At 72.1% G+C, this 21482-nt stretch carries 23 protein-coding genes; 13 read left to right on the top strand and 10 right to left on the bottom strand.

Features of this window, described 5'->3' with window-relative positions; genetic code table 11:
- Window positions 1–116: 116 nt before the first annotated feature.
- Entirely contained in the window at window positions 117–737 is a 621-nt protein-coding gene (locus tag ABZ833_RS13425; protein WP_361045383.1) for a helix-turn-helix domain-containing protein, read from the top strand.
- A gap of 14 nt (window positions 738–751) precedes the next feature.
- Complete coding sequence (locus ABZ833_RS13420) at window positions 752–1999, top strand: MFS transporter (RefSeq protein ID WP_361045380.1); 1248 nt, start codon at window positions 752–754, stop codon at window positions 1997–1999.
- A gap of 23 nt (window positions 2000–2022) precedes the next feature.
- On the opposite strand, the gene ABZ833_RS13415 is transcribed toward ABZ833_RS13420, so the two are convergent.
- Both ABZ833_RS13415 and ABZ833_RS13410 read right to left on the bottom strand, forming a co-directional pair.
- Window positions 2023–2424, bottom strand: coding sequence for a VOC family protein (locus ABZ833_RS13415; protein WP_361045378.1), 402 nt, complete (start codon window positions 2422–2424; stop codon window positions 2023–2025).
- Window positions 2424–3059: a TIGR03085 family metal-binding protein gene (locus ABZ833_RS13410; RefSeq protein WP_361045375.1), complete on the bottom strand. Its 636-nt coding sequence runs from the start codon at window positions 3057–3059 to the stop codon at window positions 2424–2426. The genes ABZ833_RS13415 and ABZ833_RS13410 overlap by 1 nt, the downstream gene beginning before the upstream one ends.
- A 138-nt stretch (window positions 3060–3197) precedes the next feature.
- Between ABZ833_RS13410 and hisI the strand changes: the two genes are divergently transcribed.
- Entirely contained in the window at window positions 3198–3578 is a 381-nt protein-coding gene (gene hisI / locus ABZ833_RS13405) for a phosphoribosyl-AMP cyclohydrolase (protein WP_249590474.1), read from the top strand.
- Here the strand turns inward: hisI and ABZ833_RS13400 are convergent.
- A complete protein-coding gene (locus ABZ833_RS13400; RefSeq protein WP_361045372.1) occupies window positions 3559–4029 on the bottom strand; it encodes a hypothetical protein in 471 nt (156 codons plus the stop codon). The two genes, hisI and ABZ833_RS13400, sit on opposite strands and share 20 nt — an antisense overlap.
- Before the next feature lie 78 nt (window positions 4030–4107).
- On the opposite strand from ABZ833_RS13400, the gene ABZ833_RS13395 reads away from it, so the two are divergent.
- From ABZ833_RS13395 to lgt, 9 genes are all read left to right on the top strand, one after another.
- Window positions 4108–5610, top strand: coding sequence for an anthranilate synthase component I (locus tag ABZ833_RS13395; protein WP_361045369.1), 1503 nt, complete (start codon window positions 4108–4110; stop codon window positions 5608–5610).
- A 7-nt stretch (window positions 5611–5617) separates the two neighbouring features.
- Complete coding sequence (locus tag ABZ833_RS13390; protein ID WP_361045366.1) at window positions 5618–6289, top strand: TIGR02234 family membrane protein; 672 nt, start codon at window positions 5618–5620, stop codon at window positions 6287–6289.
- 102 nt (window positions 6290–6391) lie between these two features.
- Window positions 6392–6628: an HGxxPAAW family protein gene (locus ABZ833_RS13385; RefSeq protein ID WP_361045364.1), complete on the top strand. Its 237-nt coding sequence runs from the start codon at window positions 6392–6394 to the stop codon at window positions 6626–6628.
- A 96-nt stretch (window positions 6629–6724) separates the two neighbouring features.
- The gene (locus ABZ833_RS13380; RefSeq protein ID WP_361045361.1) at window positions 6725–7168 is read left to right on the top strand and encodes a DUF2752 domain-containing protein; all 444 of its coding nucleotides are present in this window, start codon (window positions 6725–6727) and stop codon (window positions 7166–7168) included.
- Window positions 7169–7353: 185 nt separating this feature from the next.
- Window positions 7354–8163 (top strand): indole-3-glycerol phosphate synthase TrpC, encoded by an 810-nt coding sequence (gene trpC, locus ABZ833_RS13375; protein ID WP_249590480.1) that lies wholly within the window; start codon window positions 7354–7356, stop codon window positions 8161–8163.
- Window positions 8164–8469: 306 nt separating this feature from the next.
- Complete coding sequence (trpB, locus tag ABZ833_RS13370) at window positions 8470–9756, top strand: tryptophan synthase subunit beta (RefSeq protein WP_361045357.1); 1287 nt, start codon at window positions 8470–8472, stop codon at window positions 9754–9756.
- The gene (trpA, locus tag ABZ833_RS13365) at window positions 9753–10568 is read left to right on the top strand and encodes a tryptophan synthase subunit alpha (protein ID WP_361045354.1); all 816 of its coding nucleotides are present in this window, start codon (window positions 9753–9755) and stop codon (window positions 10566–10568) included. Before trpB ends, trpA begins: the two co-directional genes overlap by 4 nt.
- A 62-nt stretch (window positions 10569–10630) precedes the next feature.
- Window positions 10631–11407, top strand: a complete 777-nt coding sequence (locus tag ABZ833_RS13360) for a thioredoxin domain-containing protein (protein ID WP_361045351.1) — start codon at window positions 10631–10633, stop codon at window positions 11405–11407.
- A gap of 122 nt (window positions 11408–11529) precedes the next feature.
- Window positions 11530–12504: a prolipoprotein diacylglyceryl transferase gene (gene lgt / locus ABZ833_RS13355; RefSeq protein ID WP_361045349.1), complete on the top strand. Its 975-nt coding sequence runs from the start codon at window positions 11530–11532 to the stop codon at window positions 12502–12504.
- A gap of 77 nt (window positions 12505–12581) precedes the next feature.
- On the opposite strand, the gene ABZ833_RS13350 is transcribed toward lgt, so the two are convergent.
- The 7 genes from ABZ833_RS13350 to ABZ833_RS13320 all read right to left on the bottom strand — a co-directional run bounded on the left by ABZ833_RS13350 (window position 12582) and on the right by ABZ833_RS13320 (window position 20377).
- Window positions 12582–13415, bottom strand: a complete 834-nt coding sequence (locus ABZ833_RS13350) for a CoA ester lyase (protein ID WP_361045346.1) — start codon at window positions 13413–13415, stop codon at window positions 12582–12584.
- Window positions 13412–14620, bottom strand: a complete 1209-nt coding sequence (locus tag ABZ833_RS13345) for a CoA transferase (protein WP_361045344.1) — start codon at window positions 14618–14620, stop codon at window positions 13412–13414. Before ABZ833_RS13345 ends, ABZ833_RS13350 begins: the two co-directional genes overlap by 4 nt.
- Window positions 14617–15525, bottom strand: coding sequence for a ribokinase (gene rbsK / locus ABZ833_RS13340; protein ID WP_361045342.1), 909 nt, complete (start codon window positions 15523–15525; stop codon window positions 14617–14619). The genes ABZ833_RS13345 and rbsK overlap by 4 nt, the downstream gene beginning before the upstream one ends.
- Window positions 15522–16946, bottom strand: coding sequence for an ADP-ribosylglycohydrolase family protein (locus ABZ833_RS13335; protein ID WP_361045340.1), 1425 nt, complete (start codon window positions 16944–16946; stop codon window positions 15522–15524). Before ABZ833_RS13335 ends, rbsK begins: the two co-directional genes overlap by 4 nt.
- Window positions 16943–18130, bottom strand: a complete 1188-nt coding sequence (locus tag ABZ833_RS13330; protein ID WP_361045337.1) for an ADP-ribosylglycohydrolase family protein — start codon at window positions 18128–18130, stop codon at window positions 16943–16945. The genes ABZ833_RS13335 and ABZ833_RS13330 overlap by 4 nt, the downstream gene beginning before the upstream one ends.
- Window positions 18096–19283 carry an ADP-ribosylglycohydrolase family protein gene (locus ABZ833_RS13325; RefSeq protein ID WP_361045334.1) on the bottom strand — a complete coding sequence of 396 codons (1188 nt, stop codon included), beginning with the start codon at window positions 19281–19283 and terminating at the stop codon, window positions 18096–18098. Before ABZ833_RS13325 ends, ABZ833_RS13330 begins: the two co-directional genes overlap by 35 nt.
- A 77-nt stretch (window positions 19284–19360) precedes the next feature.
- Window positions 19361–20377 (bottom strand): ADP-ribosylglycohydrolase family protein, encoded by a 1017-nt coding sequence (locus ABZ833_RS13320; RefSeq protein ID WP_361045331.1) that lies wholly within the window; start codon window positions 20375–20377, stop codon window positions 19361–19363.
- A gap of 247 nt (window positions 20378–20624) precedes the next feature.
- Here ABZ833_RS13320 and ABZ833_RS13315 point away from each other — a divergent pair, with 247 nt between their 5' ends.
- The gene (locus ABZ833_RS13315) at window positions 20625–21356 is read left to right on the top strand and encodes a VIT1/CCC1 transporter family protein (RefSeq protein WP_361045329.1); all 732 of its coding nucleotides are present in this window, start codon (window positions 20625–20627) and stop codon (window positions 21354–21356) included.
- The last annotated feature ends 126 nt before the right edge of the window (window positions 21357–21482 follow it).

Raw genomic sequence — 21482 nt, 5'->3', positions numbered from 1 at the left:
CGCGTAAGCCCTGGTCACCCTGGCTGTGGTGGCCGGGGCTTTCTGCTGCCAGGATGCGAAGGGAAAGTTGCGCAATTTATATTGCGCAAGCTTTCTTTCGTATCTACGGTGAAAGCATGAACGCCAACCAGCCCGAGTCCCGCGAACCCGGTGAATCCCGCGAGCTCCGCCGCATCACCGACGTCGGCACGCTCAAGGCCTTCGGGCACCCCCTGCGCCTGAAGATCTACAGCACGCTGCGGGTGGCGGGCCCCTCGACCGCGTCGCAGCTGGCGGGGCAGGTCGACGAGGCGGTCTCGCTGGTCAGCTACCACCTGCGCAAGCTCGCCGAGCACGGACTCATCGAGGAGGCCCAGACGCAGAGCGAGGACGCGCGGGAGCGGTGGTGGCAGGCCGCGCAGGAGACCTTGAGCTTCCGGCACGAGGATTTCAAGGACACACCGGAGGGCGCCGCCGCGCACACGGCCGTCGTCCGCACGCTGATCGCCCAGCGCGAGGAGCAGTACGAGACCTACCTCGCTCAGCAGGAGGCCTGGGGCGCCGAGTGGCGCAAGGCAGCCGACCAGTCGGACTTCCTCGCCCGCCTGAACCCCGCCGAACTCACCCGGCTCAACGCCGAGATCCACGCCCTGATCAAGACGTACGAGGCGCAGGGCAAGGCCGCCGAGGCGGCGGGCGACACCGAGGGGCGCGAGAACGTCGCCGTGCACTTGGCCAGCTTTCCGTTCCGGATCTGAGAGGGCTGACCCACGTGACCACCACCGGCATACGCACGGCCCCGCCCACCGGGAAACCCGCGCACCGGGACGGCAACGTCCTGCGCTGGCTGAGCGCCTACACCGCCTCGATGATCGGCGACAGCGTCTACTTCGTCGCGCTCTCCTGGGCCGCGGCCCGCAGCGGCAGCCCCGCGCAGGCCGGCCTCGTCCTCGCCGTCGGCTCCGTGCCGCGCGCCGTGCTCATGCTGGGCGGGGGCGTGATCGCCGACCGCTTCGGGCCCCGCCGTGTGGTCATCGGGAGCGACGCGGTGCGCTGCGCGGTGATCCTCGCCGTTGCCGTGCTGCTCTTCGTCACGACCCCCGGCAGCTGGCTCCTGGTGCTCGTCGCCCTGGTCTTCGGCGCCGTCGACGCGCTGTTCCTGCCGAGCGTCGGCGCCCTGCCGCCGCGCATCACGGCCCCGGGGCAGCTCGGCCGGGTGCAGGGCATGCGGGGCTTCGCGCAGCGCGTCGCCACGGTCGCCGCCGCGCCGGTGGGCGGCCTCGCGGTGGCGGTGGGCGGGCCCGCGGCGGGGTTCGGTGTGGCGGGCGTGCTCTTCGCGGTCTCACTGGCGCTCCTGATGGCCGTACGCGTCCGGGAACCGGCCCCGGACGAGCAGGCGGGGACGAGTGAGACCGCCCGGCGCCAACTCGTGGGCGGGCTGCGGTACATCCGCGGACACCGGGTGCTCGCCCCGCTGCTCCTGGTGGCCGCCGTGATGGAGCTCGGCTTCGCCGGACCCGCCAACATCGGCGTCGTGCTGCTCGCCGACGAGCGTGGCTGGGGCGCCGCAGGCATGGCGTGGACCGTGGGCGGCTTCGGCGTCGGCGCAGGCGCGGCGGCGCTGCTGCTCGCCGTGCGCGGGCGGGTGGCGCGAGCCGGAGCCGTGCAGGCCTGGGGAGTGGTGGCGGGCTCCGTGGCGCTGGCCGCGATCGGCTTCGCGCCGTCGGTGGGCGCCGCCGCGGTGGCCGGACTCTGCGTGGGCCTGTGCACCGGACTCGGCGGCGCGCTCATCGGCGCCCTCGTCCAGACCGTCACCGCGCCCGCCTACCTGGGGCGCGTCACCTCCGTGGCGACGCTGTTCACCGTGGGCATCGCCCCCATGACGTACCCCGTGGTCGGTGCGGCGATCGGCGCCTGGGGCGTCGAGCCGGTCTTCGCGGCCAGCGCGGCGGTGAGCGCGGCCGGCGGAGTGATCGGCCTCTGCTCCCGCGCCCTGCGCCACGCCGAGCTGCCGCACTGAAGCGGCCCCTCCTGCTTCGCGTCCTACTTCGCGGGCGCGTCCTGCATGAGCTGCACCAGATTCCCCACCGTGTCGTCGAGCACCGCGGTGATCACCGGCCCCTGCTCCTCGGGCCCCTGCGTGAACCGGACCCCGAGGCCGACGAGCCGCTCGTGCTCGGCCCGCACATCGTCGACCCCGAAGACGATGCACGGGATCCCCGCCTCGTACAGCGCCTTGCGATAGGGCCCCGCGATGGGGCCCTCGCCCGGCTCCAGGAGCAGCTCCACGTCCGGCTGCGCGCCCGCCGCGCCCACGGTGACGAAGACCTGCCCCGCCACCATGTCGACGTGATGCCGGGTCTCGAAGCCCAGGACGTTCGTGTAGAAGGCGTGGGCCTTGGCCACGTCGTCGACGTACACCCCGGTCATCGCGACCCTGATCATCAGATGCCCAGTTGCTTGGTCTCGTGCAGCCGGGCGATCGCGTCCTTGTCCCCGTCGAGCTCGACGTTGGCCGCGTCCTGGCGCCCGTGCACGAACATCAGCAGCTCGGAGGGCTCCCCGGTCACCGTCACCACGGGGGTGCCGCGGTGCGCCACCGCCGTCTGGCCGTCGGGGCGCCGCAGGACCACGCCCACCGGCGCCTTGCGGCCCACCAGGCGGGCCATCTTCTCCAGGCGGGACCACAGGGTGTCCGAGAAGACCGGGTCGAGCTCGCGCGGCGTCCAGTCCGGCTGGGCGCGGCGCACGTCCTCGGTGTGGACGTAGAACTCGACGGCGTTCGACGCCTCGTCGATCTGCTTGAGGGAGAAGGGCGAGAAGCGCGGCGGACCGGTCCTGATCAGCTGGATCAGTTCCTCGTACGGCTTCGCGGCGAACTCGGCCTGCACACGCTCCAGGCGCGCGGCCAGCTGCTTGATCAGCAGCCCGCCCGCGGCGTCCGCGCGGCGCTCGCGGACCACCACATGGGCCGCGAGATCACGGGTGTTCCAGCCCTCGCAGAGGGTGGGGGCGTCAGGGCCCTGCGCCTCCAACAGATCGGCGAGGAGAAGTCGTTCACGCTTGGCATGGGTCGACATGCCACCCAGCCTACGACTCGGGTCGGGGTCCGCCCACCCGTCACCCGGCCGCCACCCCTCATCGAGGCCCATTCGCGCCGCACCTCTCATCCAGTGGACACGGGCCACAGGGGTGCGGGCACGCGGCACAATGGCCTCATGACCGCCACGCCCCCGCCCAGCAGCCTCGACCCCGAGATCGCCGCCCGCCTCAAGCGCGACGCGGACGGACTCGTCCCCGCCATCGCCCAGCAGTACGACACCGGCGAGGTGCTGATGCTGGGCTGGATGGACGACGAGGCGCTGCACCGCACGCTCACCACGGGGCGCTGCACCTACTGGTCGCGCAGCCGCCAGGAGTACTGGGTCAAGGGCGACACGTCCGGGCACTTCCAGTACGTGAAGTCCGTGGCCCTGGACTGCGACGCGGACACCGTCCTGGTCCAGGTCGACCAGATCGGCGCCGCCTGTCACACGGGCACCCGCACGTGCTTCGACGCCGACTCCCTCACCGTGTCCTTCACCGGCACCGGAGAGTGATCGTCTCGCCGTCCCGCAGCACGATGCGGGACGGGTCCCCGGCCCAGCGGCGCCCGGCGACATCGGCGCCGCACTTCTCCCGGACGCCGCTCACGCCCCACTCGGTCATGAACTGACCCAGGGTGAAGTCCCGCCACTCCTCCGACTCCACGTGCAGGGTGCCCGTCGTGTCGTGCGTGTGCAGCGGGCTGTAGCGGGGCTTCGGGCCCGAGCGGTCGATGCCGATGTCCGCGGGGACGGTGACGGGACGGCCGCCCGAGTACACCTTCAGGGTGGTGTGGATGTGCATGTCCATCGCCTCGGAGTCGAGCATCTCCAGACCTGCGGCCCGGACCCGCTCGGGCACGTCCTTGGGGGCGGGCCACACCACGGGGCCGGGGGCGGAGGCCGCGAACGCGGTCGAGGCGAGGAGGAGGGCAAGGGCGGGCAGCGTACGGCGGTTGGTCGTCATCGTCCCGTTCTAGTGGCAGGCGCTGTGCCCGTCGGCCCGCAACACCGCCTGCCACCCGCACGGCCGTAAGCTCCTCCCATGGATCTCGAGACCTTCCGCAAGCTCGCGAGCGACCGCCGAGTGATCCCCGTCAGCCGCAGGCTCCTCGCGGACGGTGACACTCCGGTCGGGCTCTACCGCAAGCTCGCCGCAGAGCGCACCGGCACGTTCCTCCTGGAGTCCGCGGAGAACGGCCGGTCCTGGTCTCGCTACTCCTTCGTCGGCGTCCGCAGCGCCGCCACCCTCACCACCCGCGACGGCGAGGCCCACTGGCTGGGCACCCCGCCCGTCGGCGTCCCCACATCGGGTGACCCGCTCGACGCCCTGCGCGCCACCGTCGAGGCCCTGCACACCCCGCACGACCTGGCGTCCGGGATGCCGCCCTTCACCGGAGGCATGGTCGGGTACCTCGGCTACGACATCGTGCGGCGCCTGGAGAAGATCGGCCCCGGCGAGCGGGACGACCTCAAGCTGCCCGAGCTGACCATGCTGCTCACCAGCGACCTCGCCGTCCTCGACCACTGGGACGGGTCCGTCCTGCTGATCGCCAACGCGATCAACCACAACGACCTGGAGACGGGCGTCGACGAGGCGTACGCCGACGCGGTGGCCCGCCTCGACGCCATGGAGGCCGACCTGTCGCGGGCCGTCTCCCAGCCCCCGGCCGCGCTGCCGCCGTCCGAGCTCCCGGAGTGCACCGCGCTGTGGGGCGGCGAGCAGTACCAGGAAGCCGTCGAGGACATCAAGGAGCGCATCCGCGCGGGCGAGGCCTTCCAGGTCGTGCCCTCCCAGCGCTTCGAAACCCCTTGTGAAGCAAGCGCGTTGGACGTCTACCGCGTGCTGCGGGCCACCAACCCGTCGCCGTACATGTACCTCTTCCGCTTCGACGGATTCGACGTCGCCGGGTCGTCGCCCGAGGCCCTCGTCAAGGTCGAGGACGGGCGCGCCATGGTGCACCCCATCGCGGGCACCCGGCCGCGCGGCGCGACCCCGCAGGAGGACCAGGCACTCGCCGACGAGCTGCTCGCCGACCCCAAGGAGCGGGCCGAGCACCTGATGCTGGTCGACCTGGGCCGCAACGACCTGGGGCGCGTCTGCGAGCCGGGATCGGTCGAGGTCGTCGACTTCATGTCCATCGAGCGGTACTCGCACGTCATGCACATCGTGTCGACGGTCACGGGACAGGTCGCCGAAGGGCACACCGCCTTCGACGTCCTCACGGCCTGCTTCCCCGCGGGCACCCTCTCCGGCGCACCCAAGCCCCGCGCGATGCAGATCATCGACGAGCTCGAACCCTCCCGGCGCGGCCTGTACGGCGGGTGTGTCGGATATCTCGACTTCGCAGGCGACTCCGACACCGCCATCGCCATCCGTACCGCGCTCCTGCGCGACGGCACGGCATACGTCCAGGCGGGCGCCGGGGTCGTCGCCGACTCCGACCCCGTGGCCGAGGACACCGAGTGCCGCAACAAGGCGGCGGCGGTCCTGCGGGCCATCCACACGGCGAACCGGCTGCGGCGTCCCGATGGACGTGAGGGATAGTGGAGGGGTGACTTCTGCCGTACCACCGCCCCGCACCCAGGCCGCCGACGCAGCCGAGGCCGACGCCGAGCCCGAGACCCGGGCCCAGCGCAGCGGTCGCCGCAGCATCGCCGTGGCCCTGCTGTTCGGCGCGGTCGGCGCGGCCCTCACGCTGCTCGCGTCCCGCCAGACCTGGGCGAAGGGCACCGCTTCCGTGGCGGGCGGCGAGCTGCCGCTGAGCGCCACGGGCAGCGACGTCACGGGCGTGCCCGCGGCCCTGGCGATAGTGGGGCTCGCCGCGCTCGTCGCCGTCTTCGCCGTCCGCAAGGCCGGGCGGATGCTGGTCTCGCTGCTGCTCACGCTGAGCGGCGCGGGCACCGTGGCCGCCGCGCTCCTGGCCGCCGACGACAGCAGCGCGCTCGACGAGAAGGCCGCGGAGGCCTCCGGCGACGCCGCCGCGACGATCGGTGATCTCAGCCACACGGCCTGGCCGTACGCCGCTGCGGGCGCGGGCCTGCTGCTCCTGATCGCCGGGCTGCTCGCCCTGACGTACGGCAAGTCCTGGCCCGCGATGTCGGGACGCTACGAACGCGACGGAGCGCCGCGCCCGCGCAAGGCGCCGCCCAAGGTCGACCCGGACCGCCCCGAAGACCTGTGGAAGGCCCTCGACCGCGGCGAGGACCCGACGCGCGAGGCATGACCCCGCGTCCGTTACCCGCGCGCGAGTACGGGACAATGGAGCGGTGAGCGTTCGGCTCACCCCACGCATCACCACCACGCATACAGCAACGAGGAGCAAGTCATGGCGGGCACGAGCCACGGACACACCCCGGCCGCCTGGACCGGTGTCATCATCGCCTTCATCGGTTTCTGCGTATCGGGTGCCTTCATGGTGATGGCCAACCCGCTGGGCTTCTGGGCCGGCATGGTCATCATCGCCGCCGGTGGCGTCGTGGGCATGGTCATGCGCGCCGCGGGCCTCGGCCAGACGAAGCGCCAGCGGCAGCCGCAGGGGCAGCTCGCGCACTCCGAGGGCTGAGGCTCACCGACGTACGTGGGAGGCGGTCCCGGCAGGTGCCGGGGCGGCCTCTTTTCGCGTTTCCCTGCCGGGCACGGGCCGCCGCCGAAGGGCAGAATGCATCGGGTGAACGCTGAACCCGAGAGCGCGGCACCACCGGCCGGCACCGCACTGCGGCGGCTCGCCGTGCCCGTCGGAGTGCTCGGCTCGGTGATCGCCGCCTTCGCCTACGTCGGGACGGTCGACCCGAACGAACCCGGCCACTACCCCACCTGTCCGCTGCTGCAGCTCACCGGCGTCTTCTGCCCCGGCTGCGGCGGACTGCGCAGCGCCCACGCCTTCATCCACGGAGACCTCACCACGGCACTGGGCGCCAACGCGCTCGCTGTCGTGGGCTACGGCGTCTTCGCGGTCGTATGGACCCTCTGGGCGGCCCGCGCGGCGCGCGGACGACGGCTGCGGATCGAGTTGGGGCCCGCACAGCTGTACGGGATCGGGGTGCTGATCGCCGTGTTCACCCTCGTACGCAATCTGCCGTTCGGGGCATGGCTGCACCCTTGATATTTCGAGAAACCGCAGGCAGCGGGGGTTTCAGGTGTCCAGGTCGTGGGACTGGCGTCAACCGGATGCGGGGCCTTCGCCCTCCTGCGGATACCATCGCAGTGACCATCGGAATGCCGGATGAGGCAACCGAACAGCTTGAGGTTCAAACAAAAGCTTCACCGTCAGGGAAGGGGGCCGCTCGCGTGAGTGTGCTCGACGAGATCATCGACGGAGTCCGTGCCGACCTCGCGGAACGGCAGGCGCGCGTCAGCCTCGACGAGCTCAAGGAGCGCGCGGCCAAGGCTCCCGCGGCCAAGGACGGGGTCGCCGCGCTGCGCGGCGACGGCGTCAAGGTCATCTGCGAGGTCAAGCGCTCCAGCCCGTCCAAGGGCGCGCTCGCCGCGATCGCCGACCCGGCAGGACTCGCCGCCGACTACGAAGCGGGCGGCGCGGCCGTCATCTCCGTGCTCACCGAGGAGCGCCGCTTCGGCGGTTCGCTCGCCGACCTGGAGGCCGTCCGGGCCAAGGTCGACATCCCGGTGCTCCGCAAGGACTTCATCGTCACCTCGTACCAGCTGTGGGAGGCGCGTGCCTACGGCGCCGACCTCGCCCTGCTGATCGTGGCCGCCCTGGAGCAGCCCGCCCTGGAGTCCCTCATCGAGCGCGCCCATTCGATCGGCCTCACGCCGATCGTCGAGGTGCACGACGAGGACGAGGCCGAGCGGGCCGTGGACGCGGGCGCGCGGGTCATCGGCGTCAACAACCGCGACCTCAAGACCCTGAAGGTCGACCGCTCCACCTTCGAGCGCGTCGCGCCCGAGCTGCCGGACAGCGTCGTCAAGATCGCCGAGTCCGGCGTGCGCGGGCCGCACGACCTCATCGCGTTCGCCAACGCGGGCGCCGACGCGGTGCTCGTGGGCGAGTCCCTGGTGACCGGCCGCGACCCGAAGGGCGCGGTCTCCGACCTGGTCGCCGCGGGCGCGCACCCGGCCCTGCGCCACGGGCGGAGCTGACCCCTCCCGATGACCGCCTTCGCCCGCCTCGCACCCGGCTGCCGCCCTCGCGGCTGCCGGGCGCCTGCGCGGCGCGTGCGGGGGCGGCGGGTGCGGTACCACATCGGTGCGGAGCCGGGGCAGATCCCCGGGATGCGATGGCCGAGCGGCGCCTTGTGCGCCGCCTGAACTGAGGAGCCCCGCGCCGTTGCCGGCCAGGGTTTCGTCGCGCCTGCGGCCCGTCCTGGGCTTGTCGCGCAGTTCCCCGCGCCCCTGACGGGGCGCACCAGCGCTCATCGTCATCGCCAGCCCTACCTAGGATCTGCCATGCCCAGTGAGTACTTCATCCCTGACCCGGAGGGGCAAATCCCCAGCACCGAAGGCTACTTCGGCGCGTTCGGCGGCAAGTTCATCCCGGAGGCTCTCGTCGCCGCCGTGGACGAGGTCGCCGTCGAGTACGACAAGGCCAAGAGCGACCCCGAGTTCGCCCGCGAGCTCGACGACCTCCTGGTCAACTACACCGGCCGCCCCAGCAGCCTCACCGAAGTGCCCCGGTTCGCCGAGCACGCCGGTGGCGCACGGGTCTTCCTCAAGCGCGAGGACCTGAACCACACCGGCTCGCACAAGATCAACAACGTGCTCGGCCAGGCCCTGCTCACCAAGCGCATGGGCAAGACCCGCGTCATCGCGGAGACCGGCGCCGGTCAGCACGGCGTCGCCACCGCCACCGCCTGTGCGCTCTTCGGCCTCGAATGCACCATCTACATGGGCGAGATCGACACCGAGCGCCAGGCCCTGAACGTGGCCCGCATGCGCATGCTCGGCGCCGAGGTCATCGCCGTGAAGTCCGGCAGCAGGACCCTGAAGGACGCCATCAACGAGGCGTTCCGCGACTGGGTCGCCAACGTGGACCGCACGCACTACCTCTTCGGGACCGTGGCGGGCCCGCACCCCTTCCCCGCCATGGTGCGCGACTTCCACCGCGTCATCGGGGTCGAGGCAAGGCGCCAGATCCTGGAGCGCGCGGGACGTCTGCCCGACGCCGCCGTCGCCTGTGTGGGCGGTGGCTCGAACGCCATCGGCCTCTTCCACGCCTTCATCCCGGACGCCGGTGTCCGGCTCATCGGGTGCGAGCCCGCGGGCCACGGCATCGAGACCGGCGAGCACGCGGCCACGCTGACCGCCGGTGAGCCGGGGATCCTGCACGGCTCGCGGTCGTACGTCCTCCAGGACGAGGAAGGGCAGATCACCGAGCCCTACTCGATCTCCGCCGGACTCGACTACCCGGGCATCGGCCCCGAGCACGCCTACCTCAAGGACAGCGGCCGCGGCGAGTACCGCGCGGTCACCGACGACGCGGCGATGCAGGCCCTGCGCCTCCTGTCGCGCACCGAGGGCATCATCCCGGCCATCGAGAGCGCCCACGCGCTCGCCGGGGCGCTGGAGGTCGGCAAGGAGCTGGGCAAGGACGGGCTGATCATCATCAACCTGTCCGGGCGCGGCGACAAGGACATGGACACGGCCGCCCGCTACTTCGGCCTGTACGACACGGACGCCGCCGTCGAGGCGGACGCGGGCACCGGTGCCGCGGAGATCGAGGGGGACGCCAAGTGAGCGGCAACATCCAGCTGTTGGACGAGACCCTCGCCGCGGCCAGGTCCGAGGGCCGGTCCGCCCTCATCGCCTACCTCCCTGCCGGGTTCCCGACCGTGGACGGCGGCATCGCGGCCGTCAAGGCCGTCTTCGAGGGCGGCGCCGATGTCGTGGAGGTCGGTCTGCCGCACAGCGACCCCGTCCTCGACGGCCCCGTCATCCAGACCGCCGACGACATCGCGCTCAAGGCGGGCCTGAAGATCGCCGACGTGATGCGCACGGTGCGCGAGGCCTTTGAGGCGACCGGCAAGCCGGTGCTCGTCATGACGTACTGGAACCCGATCGACCGCTACGGCGTCGAGCGCTTCACCGCCGAGCTCGCCGAAGCGGGCGGCGCCGGGTGCATCCTGCCCGACCTGCCCGTCCAGGAGTCGGCGCTCTGGAGGGAGCACGCCGAGAAGCACGGCCTCGCGACGGTCTTCGTCGTCGCGCCGAGCAGCAAGGACGAGCGGCTCGCCACGATCACGGCGGCCGGTTCCGGCTTCGTGTACGCGGCCTCGCTGATGGGCGTCACGGGCACCCGCGCGTCCGTCGGCGAGCAGGCGCAGGAGCTGGTCCGGCGCACCAAGGCCACCACCGACCTGCCGGTCTGTGTCGGCCTCGGCGTCTCCAACGCCAGTCAGGCCGCCGAGGTCGCTGGCTTCGCCGACGGCGTGATCGTCGGCTCCGCCTTCGTCCAGCGGATGCTGGACGCCGAGGACGAGGCCGCGGGCCTCGCCGCCGTCCGTGAACTCGCGGGTGATCTCGCAAAGGGAGTTCGCGGCACCGCGTAACTCGTATGGGTGGACCTGGGACCGGGGAGGCTGCTCGTGCCTCCCCGGTTCGTTGGCGGGGTGTGAGCGAGAAGAACCGTGAGGGAAAGCGCGCGGCCCGCGACCGGCTGGCGGAAGAGCGAGAGCGGCAGAAGTCGCGGGACAAGCGGCGCAGGGTGTTGATCGTGAGTGCCGCCGTCGTGGGCGTGCTCGCGCTCGCCGCCGTGGCCGGTCTGGTCGCTGCCAACTCGGGTGACGACAAGGAGACTTCGGGCCCCTTGTCCGCCCCCAAGGGGGCGAGCGGCGAGGATCAGCTCGCGATCCCCGTGGGCAAGGACAGCGCCAAGTCCACCCTCACCATCTGGGAGGACTTCCGCTGCCCCGCCTGCAAGCAGTTCGAGGACACGTATCGCAAGACGATCCACGAGCTCACCGACAAGGGCCAGCTCAAGGTCGAGTATCACCTGGCCACGATCATCGACGGGAACATGGGCGGCAGCGGCTCCCTGCGCGCGGCCAACGCGGCGGCGTGCGCCCAGGACGCCGGGAAGTTCACGCCGTACCACGACGTGCTGTTCACGAACCAGCCCCCGGAGACGGACGACGCGTTCAGCAAGAACAGCAAGCTGATCGAGCTCGCGGGCGGGGTGGACGGCCTCGTCACCGACACCTTCAAGAAGTGCGTGGACGACGGCAAGCACGACAGCTGGGCCAACAAGTCGAACAAGGCATTCCAGGAAGCGGGCCTGCAGGGCACACCGAGCGTGCTGCTCGACGGGAAGAACATCTTCGGTGACCAGAAGAATCCGCTGACCCCGGCGAAGCTGAAGGCGAAGGTCGAGGAAGCCAACCAGGGCTAGCGGCGCCTCGGAGCGGGTCTCTCCAGGGTTCGTCATGGGCGTCTGTAATGAGCCCCTGTTATGGAGACGTAGCCGGGCTGGTTGCCTTGGGCACCGCCCGGCACGGTAGCGTCGGACCTGCCATGGACCTTGCCTTCATTCCCAGCCCGTCGCGCGGTGTGGTCGAACTCGGACCCATTCCGCTGCGCGGCTACGCGTTCTGCATCATCATCGGCGTCTTCGTCGCCGTCTGGCTCGGCAACAAGCGGTGGATCGCTCGCGGAGGCCGCCCAGGCACCGTGGCCGACATCTCCGTCTGGGCCGTGCCGTTCGGCCTCGTCGGCGGGCGTCTCTACCACGTGATCACGGATTACCAGCTGTACTTCAGCGAGGGCCGTGACTGGGTGGACGCCTTCAAGATCTGGGAGGGTGGCCTCGGTATCTGGGGCGCGATCGCGTTCGGCGCGGTCGGCGCCTGGATCGGCTGTCGCCGGCGCGGCATCCCGCTGCCGGCCTGGGCCGACGCACTCGCCCCCGGCATCGCCTTCGCCCAGGCGATCGGCCGCTGGGGCAACTGGTTCAACCAGGAGCTGTACGGCAAGGCCACGGACCTGCCGTGGGCGCTGAAGATCACGTCGGCGGAGGACGGCCGGGTGCCCGGCACGTACCACCCGACGTTCCTCTACGAGTCGCTCTGGTGCATCGGCGTCGGCTTCCTGGTCATCTGGGCCGACCGCCGCTTCAAGCTGGGACACGGCCGGGCGTTCGCGCTGTACGTCGCGTCGTACTGCGCGGGCCGCGGCTGGATCGAGTACATGCGGGTCGACGACGCGCACCACGTCCTCGGTCTGCGGCTCAACGTGTGGACCGCCATCGGCGTGTTCATCCTCGCCGTCGTGTACTTCGTGCTCTCCGCGCGGTCCCGCCCCGGGCGCGAGGAGATCGTCGAGCCCGTGCCTGCCGGTGAGGAAGCCGCGGAGGGCGACGCTGACGCGAAGCCGTCCCTGGACAAGGACAAGGACAAGGCCGACGACGCCGAAGCCGACGCCTCTCCGGACACAGGGGACAAGGACGAGGACAAGGACAAGGACGGAGCCGGGTCCGCCAAGAAGGGCTGACACGCTCCCTGCTTCGTACGTCGATGGGGCCGCCGGATCACCGATCCGGCGGCCCCATCGCCATGAACCACGCATCGCTAGGGGCACCGCCGCGCGAGCTCCAGGACTCGCCGCGCCCCCTCCACCACGGCCTTGTCCACGAAGGTGCCGTCCGGGAGTGCCAGGGCGCCCGACTCCGTCGTGGACGCCTTGACGATCCGCTCGGCGTGGTCGATCTCCTCCACGGTGGGGAGGTAGGCGCGTTCGATGGCGGGGAGCTGACGGGGGTGGATCGCGGCGCGGCCCAGGAAGCCCAGGGAACGGCCGTGCGCGCAGGACGCCGTCAGGCCCGCGATGTCACGGATGTCGGCGTAGACCGACTGCGCGGGCGGTGCCAGGCCCGCCGCCCGCGCGGCCACCACCACGCGCGCGCGGGACCAGTCGAGGCCCGCGTCGTCACGTACTCCCAGGTCCGAGCGGAGATCCGCCTCGCCGATGGAGAGTCCGTGCAGGGCCGGGTGCGCGGTGGCGATGGCGAAGGCGTGCTCCAGGCCCACGGCCGATTCGATCAGGGCGTGCAGGGCGGGGGCGCCGCCGTCCGCGGGGGCCGAGCGCTCCGCGACGCGGACGACGTCGGCGGGGCAGGTCACCTTCGGCAGCCGCAGACCGGAGACCCCGGGCAGGTGGGCGATGGCCCGGAGGTCGGCGTCGGCCAGGGGCCCGTCCAGGGCGTTCACGCGGACGTGGACCGGGACGGCGTGGGTGTCGGTGAGCAGCTCGGCCGTCGCCGCTCGCGCGTACTCCTTGCGGTCGGGGCCGACCGCGTCCTCCAGGTCGACGATGACGACGTCGGCGCCCGCGAGCAGCGCCTTCGCCACGACGGACGGCCGGTCTCCGGGCGCGTACAGCCAGGTCAGAGGAGTTTCCTTCACAGCGCGCCCGCCTCGCGCAGGCCCGCGATCTCCTCGCCCGTCAGGCCCAGTTCGGTCAGCACGGCCTCTGTGTCCGCTCCGTGAGCGCGCCCCGCCCAGCTGATCGAGCCCGGGGTCTCGGAGAGGCGGAACAGGACGTTCTGCATGCGCAGCGGGCCGAGCTCCGGGTCGTCGACCGTGGTGACGCTGTCCAGAGCCGCGTACTGGGGGTCGGTCATGACGTCGCGTACGTCCTGGATGGGGGCGACCGCCGCCTCCGCCTTCTCGAAGGCCTCGATGACCTCCGCGCGGGTGTGCCGCGCGATCCAGCCGCCGACCGCCCCGTCGAGCACGTCCGCGTGGGCCGCGCGGTCCGCGCCCGACGCGAACCAGGGCTCGGCGATCAGCTCCGGGCGGCCCACCAGGCGCATCACGCGCTCCGCGATCGACTGGGCGGACGTGGAGACGGCGACCCAACTGCCGTCCGCCGTGCGGTAGGTGTTGCGGGGCGCGTTGTTGGTGGAGCGGTTGCCGGTGCGGGGCTGCACGTGGCCCAGCTGGTCGTACCAGAGCGGCTGCGGGCCGAGGACCGTGAGGATCGGCTCGATGATCGCCATGTCCACCACCTGGCCCTTGCCCGTCCGGTCGCGGGCCGCGAGTGCCGTCATCACCGCGTACGCCGTCGCGAGACCCGCGATCGAGTCGGCGAGGCCGAAGGGCGGCAGGGTCGGCGGCCCGTCCGGCTCGCCGGTGATCGCGGCGAAGCCGCTCATCGCCTCGGCGAGCGTGCCGAAGCCGGGGCGGCGGGAGTACGGGCCGAACTGCCCGAAGCCCGTGACGCGGGTCAGGACGAGGCGGGGGTTCGCCGCGCTCAGCTCCTCCCAGCCCAGGTCCCACTTCTCCAGGGTCCCCGGGCGGAAGTTCTCGACGATCACGTCCGCCGTGGCGGCCAGGCGCAGGAGGGTCTCGCGGCCGCCCGGTGCGGAGAGGTCCAGCGTCATCGTGCGCTTGTTGCGGCCCAGGAGCTTCCACCACAGGCCGACGCCGTCCTTCGACGGGCCGTGTCCGCGGGACGGGTCGGGCTTGCGCGGGTGCTCGACCTTGATGACCTCCGCACCGAAGTCACCGAGCATCGTGGCGGCGAGCGGGCCCGCGAAGAGGGTCGCCAGGTCGAGGACGCGGAGGCCGGTGAGGGGGGCCGTGGTGCCGGAGAGGGGTGCCGTCATGATGCGGCTCCGTTCGTCAGGGTGTCGATCTCGGAGCGGTACGGCATGGACGCAGAGGCCCCCGGGCGCTGGACGGAGAGCGCGGCCGCCGACGACGCCCACGCGAGCGCCTCCGGCACGGAGGCGCCCTCGGCAAGGGCCACCGCGAGGGTGCCGACGAACGTGTCGCCCGCGCCGGTCGTGTCCACGGCGGTGACGTGCGGGGCCTCCACCATGACCGGCTCCGCGCCACGCGCCGCGTACAGGCTGCCGCGCGCGCCGAGCGTGACGACGACTTCGGGGACCTGGGAGAGCAGCGACCGGGCGGCGGCGTGCGGATCGGGCAGGCCGGTGAGGGTGGCCGCCTCGTGCTCGTTGGGGACCAACAGGTCGGTGGCGGCGAGGAGTTCGGGGGGCAGAGGCTGGGCGGGTGCCGGGGTGAGGATGGTGCGCACGCCGTGCCTGCGGGCGGCCTGCGCCGCGGCGAGCACTCCCTCGACGGGGATCTCCAGCTGGAGCAGCAGGGTGTCGGCGGAGGCGATCAGGCCCTCGTCGCCGGGGGCGAGCGCGGTGAGCGTGGCGTTGGCGCCGGGGATGACGACGATGGCGTTGCCTCCCTCGTCGTCGACCACGATGTGCGCGGTGCCGGTGGCCGCGGTGTCGACCGTGCGCAGCAGGTCGGTGTCGACGCCGGAGTGTTCGAGCGCGGCGCGCAGCTGGGTGCCGAAGGCGTCGGCGCCGACCGCGCCGATCATCGACACGGCGTCGGCGCCCGCGCGGGCCGCCGCGACGGCCTGGTTGGCGCCCTTGCCGCCGGGGAGCGTACGGAACTCGCGCCCGGTGACGGTCTCTCCGCGCTGCGGGGCCTTGGCGACGTACGCGACGAGGTCCATGTTCGTGCTGCCGAGCACGGCGATGTGGGTCATGGGCGGGGGGTCTCCTGGATCTCCTGGGCGCGTTCGGTGGTGAGGGCGAGTTCGGTGGTGAGGTCCGCGAGGGTGTCGAAGCCGATGCCGTCGAAGCCGGGGACGGAGCTGGCGAGGCGGTTCTTGAGGGGGGACGTCCAGCGGTCGGGCAGCGCGTCCGGGTGGCCCGCGAGCAGGCCCGCGATCGAGCCCGCGGTCGCGCCGTTCGAGTCGGTGTCCCAGCCGCCGGAGACCGCGCGGGTGATGGAGCCGGTGAAATCGCCTTCGGCGTGGGTGAGGGCGGCGGACAGGAGGGCGGCGTTGGGGATGACGTGTACCCAGTGGTGGTGGCCGTAGGTGGCGTGCAGCTCGTCGACCACTTGGTCGAAGTCCGCTGTTCTCGTGGCCAGTTGGATGCTGTGGCGTACCGCTCGGGCCAGGCGCGAGTCCGGTGGTACGACGGTGAGGCCCGTGCGGAGGCAGTGGTGGACGTCTCCGGTGCCTGCCGCCGCCTCGGCGATGGTGGCCGCCGCGAACATCGCTCCGTACACGCCGTTGGCGGTGTGCGTGAGGCACGCGTCGCGGTACGCGCCGGCGGCTGCCGCCGTGGGGGCGCCGGGGTGGGTCCAGCCGTGGACGTCGGCGCGGATCAGGGCGCCGATCCATTCGCGGAAGGGGTTGTGGTGGGTGGCGGTGTGCGGGGGCTCGATGCCGTTGAGGAGGTTGCGGTAGGCGATGCGTTCGGCGGTGAAGGTGCGGGCCGCGGGGAGCTCGTCCAGCCAGAGCCTTGCCACGTCCGTGGTGGTGAAGTCGCTGCCGTGGCGTTGGAGGAGGCGGAGGTTGAGGAGGGGGTAGTTGAGGTCGTCGTCCTCGGGCATGCCGTTGATGTTTTCGGCGAGGGAGTTTTGTGCGGAGCGCTTGTTCCAGGGGTGGGCCTCTCGGAGTTCCCTCGGGACACCTCTTTCCGTGAACCAGGTGTTCAGGGGCCAGTTGCCCGTTGCTTGGGCGAGGCTTCTGATGGCGGTGAGGGGGAGCTTCTCCACTGGTTTGCCCAGGAGGCACCCTGCTGCTCTGCCCAGCCAGGCGGCGTGCAGGCGGTGACGTAGGGCTTCTTTTTCCCCAATCCCGCCCCTTCCCGAAACCGCCTGCCGCGGGGCCTTGTTCTCCCGTGCGGGTCGGTGGGTGGCGTTGTGCCCACCCGTTCCGCCTTGCGGAACGCCTGCCCACAACGGCGAGGACAGTTCGTCCAAGAGCTGTACAGCCAGGGCCCGTAGTTGGGGGGACGGTGCGGTCGGGGATGCGCCCGCTCTCGTTGGGGCCAGGTGGCCGCCTGCTGTCAGCCAGCGGGAGCGTACCGAGCTTGCGTCCTTGCCCTCTTCCTCCGCCTGGCGGAGTTCGTGGCCCACCAAGTCCTCCGGCTGGACCCAGGTGAGGCGGATCATGGCGTGGCCGTCAGGGTCGCGTATGCCGTCTCGTGGGCGCGGCGGCGCCGTACGTCGCGGGTGAAGATCTCCTGGGTGACCTCCGTGAGCGTCCTCGCGGGGGCGTGCAGGTCCAGGCGGCTCGCCTCCGCGACCGTCTTGGCCCACTCGGGCGGTGCGCCCGAGCCCAGGGCGCCCGCGATCGCGCCGCTCATCGTGGCGATGGAGTCGCAGTCGCGGCCGTAGTTGACCGAGCCGAGGACCGTGTGGCGGTAGTCGCCATCGCCCACCAGGAGCATGCCGAGCGCGATCGGGAGTTCCTCGATGGCGTGCAGGCGGGAGGGGCGGCGGGCCCCGAGGGACGGGGCGCGGTAGTCCGTGCCGACCGTGTCGAAGGGGGTGACCGCGGTGCGCAGGGGGACGAGCGCTGACTCGAAGTCCCGGTGGTGGGCGGCCACTTCGGCCACCGACTCGATCGCGGCCCGCGTTCCGTCCTTCGCGAGACTGAGGGCGGTGTCGATCACCGAGGTCGGCGTCGCGCCCGGCGCGCACGCCGCCGCCACCGCCGCCGCGAAGACCGCGGCCGCCTCACGTCCGTACGACGACTGGTGCGCGCCCGCGATGTCGAGGGCCTCGGCGTACGCACCCTCCGGGTTCGCGGCGTTGACCAGGCCGACCGGCGCCATGTACATCGCCGCGCCGCAGTTGACGATGTTGCCGGTGCCCGCCTCGCGCGGGTCGACGTGGCCGTAATGGATGCGGGCGACGATCCACTTCTCGGCGAGGAAGATCCGGTGGAGGGGGATCGTCTCCGATTCGAGTTCCGGGATCCAGCGGGGGTTCGTCATGAGGTCGGGGACCAGGTGGTCGGCGACCGCGTAGGCGTCCAAGTGGTCGCGGACGGCGGCGTACACGCGGATGAGCGCGTGCGTCATCAAGGTGTCGTCGGTGACGTTCCCGTCGCCCTTGTGGTACGGCGCGATGGGGCGGGCGGTGCGCCATCGGTCGCCGTTCCAGGGACCGACGATGCCGTGTACGCGGCCGCCGTGCCGTTCGACGATCTGCTCGGGGGAGTAGCCCTCGACCGGGCCGCCCATGGCGTCGCCGACGGCGGCTCCGACCAGGCAGGCGGTGATGCGCTCGGGGAGGGGCAGGTCGGTGGGAGGCAGTTCAGCGGGGCGTGTCCGGGGTGTTGATGGCGTCATGTCGGAATTGTCCTCCCGGAGTGGTCAGTTCCGTGGCTGCCAGGCGCCCGGCGAGTTCCACCAGGTCCGTGCCCGCGAGGCGGGGCAGGGCGCAGCCGGAGAGGGTGCGGCAGGCGTCGCGCCAGGCCTCGGGGATGGCGGATGCCGTGCCGAGCGCGCCGGTCAGCGCGCCGGCCAGGGCGGGGGCGGAGTCGGCGACGCGGGAGAGGCAGGCGGCGGCGGGCACCGCGTCGCGGATGCGGCCGCGGGCCGCGGTGGTCAGGGCGAGGGCGACCGGGACGGTCTCGGCGGCGGCGATGCCGTAGCTGTAGACGTGGTCGACGATCTGGTGCTCCAGGAGGGGGACGAGGCCGAACGCGCCGTCCTCCTCGGCCTGGGTGCGGGCGAGTTTGACGGCGTGCCAGGCGTTGCGGCCGATCTCCGTGTGTTCGGGGAGCTGGGCCAGGGCGGCGTCCACCGTCGCGTCGACGTCCCACCCGCCGAGTGCCGCCGCGATCGCCGCGGCCATGGCGCGGGCGCCGTGCACGCCGTCGCCGTCCTGGGTGTAGCGGGCGTCGAACTCGGCCAGTGCGGCGGCCTGTTCGGGGTCGCCCGGGTGGACCAGGGCGAGGACGCAGGCGCGTACGCAGGCGGCGTCGTCGAAGAAGTGGGGGTTGTCGTGACCGGTGGCGGGTGGGCGCAGACCGGCGGCGAGGTTGCCGAGGCCCGCGCGGACGGAGATGCGGGCGCGAAGGGGGAGCACCGCGGACTCGACCTCGGGGGCGCGGGCCGCTGCTGCGGCGATTTCGCCGGCGAGGGTGTTCCAGGCGCGGTCCAGGGCTGCGTGGACCTTGCGGCCCTGGGGCAGCTGGGGGGCCAGTGCCCCGTCCGCTGCGTGGAGCAGTGCCTCGGCGGTGAAGGCTGCCCATTCGGCGTCGTCCGATGGGCCGAGGCGGAGGGGTTCCGGGGGTTGGTTGAGCGCGATGGGGACGGGGAGGGTGGTGGTGGCGTTCTGCTCGGCGAAGGTGTCCAGTTCGCGGGTCAGTCTGCGGGTCCACTCGGGCATGCGGGCTGCGCGGTGCCTGGCCGCGGGCCAACCGGCGGCGTCGCCTGCGGCGAGGCCCAGAAGCAGGCCCGCGATTCTCTGAGCGCGTGGTTCATCCGCACCCGGCATCAAGGGCTGTGCCCACCCGTTCCGCCGTGCGGAACGCCTGCCCACAGCAGGGACGTCGACTGCGGGCCTGTCCGCGCTCACGAGACCCCCCGGTCAGAAACAAGCAAGTCCGCGACGTCCAGCACATGCTGCCCCCGCATCGAGGGCAGGCAACTGCCCCGCGCAGGGCCGATCGCCGCAGCCCACGGCGGTGGAATCACCGAGGCGCCGCAGGTGGCACCGGCGAGCGCGCCCGCCACCGCCGCGGTGGTGTCCGCGTCCCGCCCCATGTTGACGGCGGTCAACACCGCGTCGGAGAAACGGCCGGAGGCCGACGCGTACGCCCCGAAGGCGAGCCCCACCGCCTCGGGGGCGAGGTCGGTCCAGGGGTAGCCGCCGATCACCACCGCGGAGCGGACCGCGCGTTCGCCGCGGTGGGCCACCGCCACCGCCCGCCGCAGCGAACGGGACGTCCAGCAGTCCATCGGGATGACGGACAGGGCCGCGGCCACCACGGAGTGCACCGGCGCCCCGCCCATCGCGGCCGCGACCCCCGCGGCCACCGCCTGCCCGCCGTAGATGCCCTCGCCGTCATGGCTGACCGAGCCGTCGATCGCGACGAGCCGGGCCGCTTCGGCCGGGCGGCCCGGGGCGAAGACCCCGAACGGGGCGGCCCGCATCGCGAGGCCGTCGCTCCACGCGTGCCGGTGCTGCGCAGAGATGGGCGCCGCGAGGCCACGGCGCAGGTTCTCCAGCGTGCCGCGTTCGCTGAAGCCCGCGCCGCGGAAGGGGCCTTCGTCGAGGTCCGCGATCCACTCGTGCCAGGCCGCCTCGACATGCGCGACGGTGAGCGCGGAGCCGTGGCGGGCGAGGAGGAGCCCCGAGAAGATCGCGTACTCGGTGTCGTCCGTGCCCGCCGGATGTTCGGCGACGTACCCGGTGATGCGTCCCCAACGGCGGCGGATCTCCGACGGCTTCATGTTCTCGGCGGGCGCGCCCAGCGCGTCGCCGACCGCGAGGCCGAGAAGCGCGCCGCGCGCCCGCTCTCTCAGGCCGGTCGTTCCGGTCACTCCGGTTGTTCCGGTCACTCCAGTCACACCGGTCAAGCCCGTCATGCTGTGCCTCCTGGTGCCGAGACGTGTGCCTGCAGTCGCTGGCTGCGTCTGCCTGCGTCTCTGTCTGCATCCCTGCCACGCGGCACCCCCGACGCGAGCATCCGGGACACCGAAGTCACCCCTCCGACCCATGCGATCACCGGTTCGAGGAACCCATGTTCATGCAGGTAAGTACGGCCTTCCTTGCTGGCGAGGGCGATTTTTCGCGCGTACTTTCGAGATCGTCCAAGCACTGAGGGGGCCCACCATGGCGATCATCGAGACCGAAGCGACGCTGCACGAGGCGCATCGCGACAACCACACCCACCGCGACGTCAACGGCGGCTGGCTGCGCCCCGCCGTCTTCGGCGCGATGGACGGCCTGGTGTCCAACCTGGCCCTGATGACCGGTGTCGCGGGCGGAGCCGTCGCGCAGCAGACCATCGTCGTCACGGGCCTGGTCGGACTCGCCGCGGGCGCCTTCTCCATGGCAGCGGGCGAGTACACCTCCGTCGCCTCGCAGCGTGAGCTCGTCCAGGCCGAACTCGACGTGGAGCGGCGGGAGTTGCGCAAGCACCCGGCGGACGAGGAGAAGGAGCTCGCCGCGCTGTACGAGTCGCGTGGCGTCGAGGCCGGGCTCGCCCGTGAGGTCGCCAAGCAGCTGTCCAAGGACCCCGAGCAGGCCCTGGAGATCCACGCGCGCGAGGAGCTGGGCATCGACCCCGGCGATCTGCCCTCGCCGACCGTCGCTGCGGTCTCCTCCTTCGGCGCCTTCGCGCTCGGCGCCCTGCTTCCGGTGCTGCCGTATCTGCTCGGCGCCGACACCTTCTGGCCGGCCCTGCTGCTCGCGCTGATCGGGCTCTTCGCCTGCGGTGCCGTCGTGGCGAAGGTGACCGCGCGTTCCTGGTGGTTCAGCGGACTCCGGCAGCTCGCCCTCGGTGGCGCTGCGGCCGGTGTGACGTACGCCCTGGGCAGCTTGTTCGGTACCGCCGTAGGATGAACTCTTGCAGTCCTATGCGGGGCCATGCATAAGTAGTCGTTACTCGGCGGTTTCGAGTCCTTAACCACCGGGCATGAGCCGTAAGCGCTGCGGGCAATGAGGCCTGTGCCGCTCTCGGGCCCTCGG

This window comes from Streptomyces sp. NPDC047525, assembly GCF_040643025.1.
Classification (GTDB): Bacteria; Actinomycetota; Actinomycetes; order Streptomycetales; family Streptomycetaceae; genus Streptomyces; species Streptomyces durmitorensis.
This window is presented reverse-complemented; position numbering and strand designations above follow the sequence as displayed.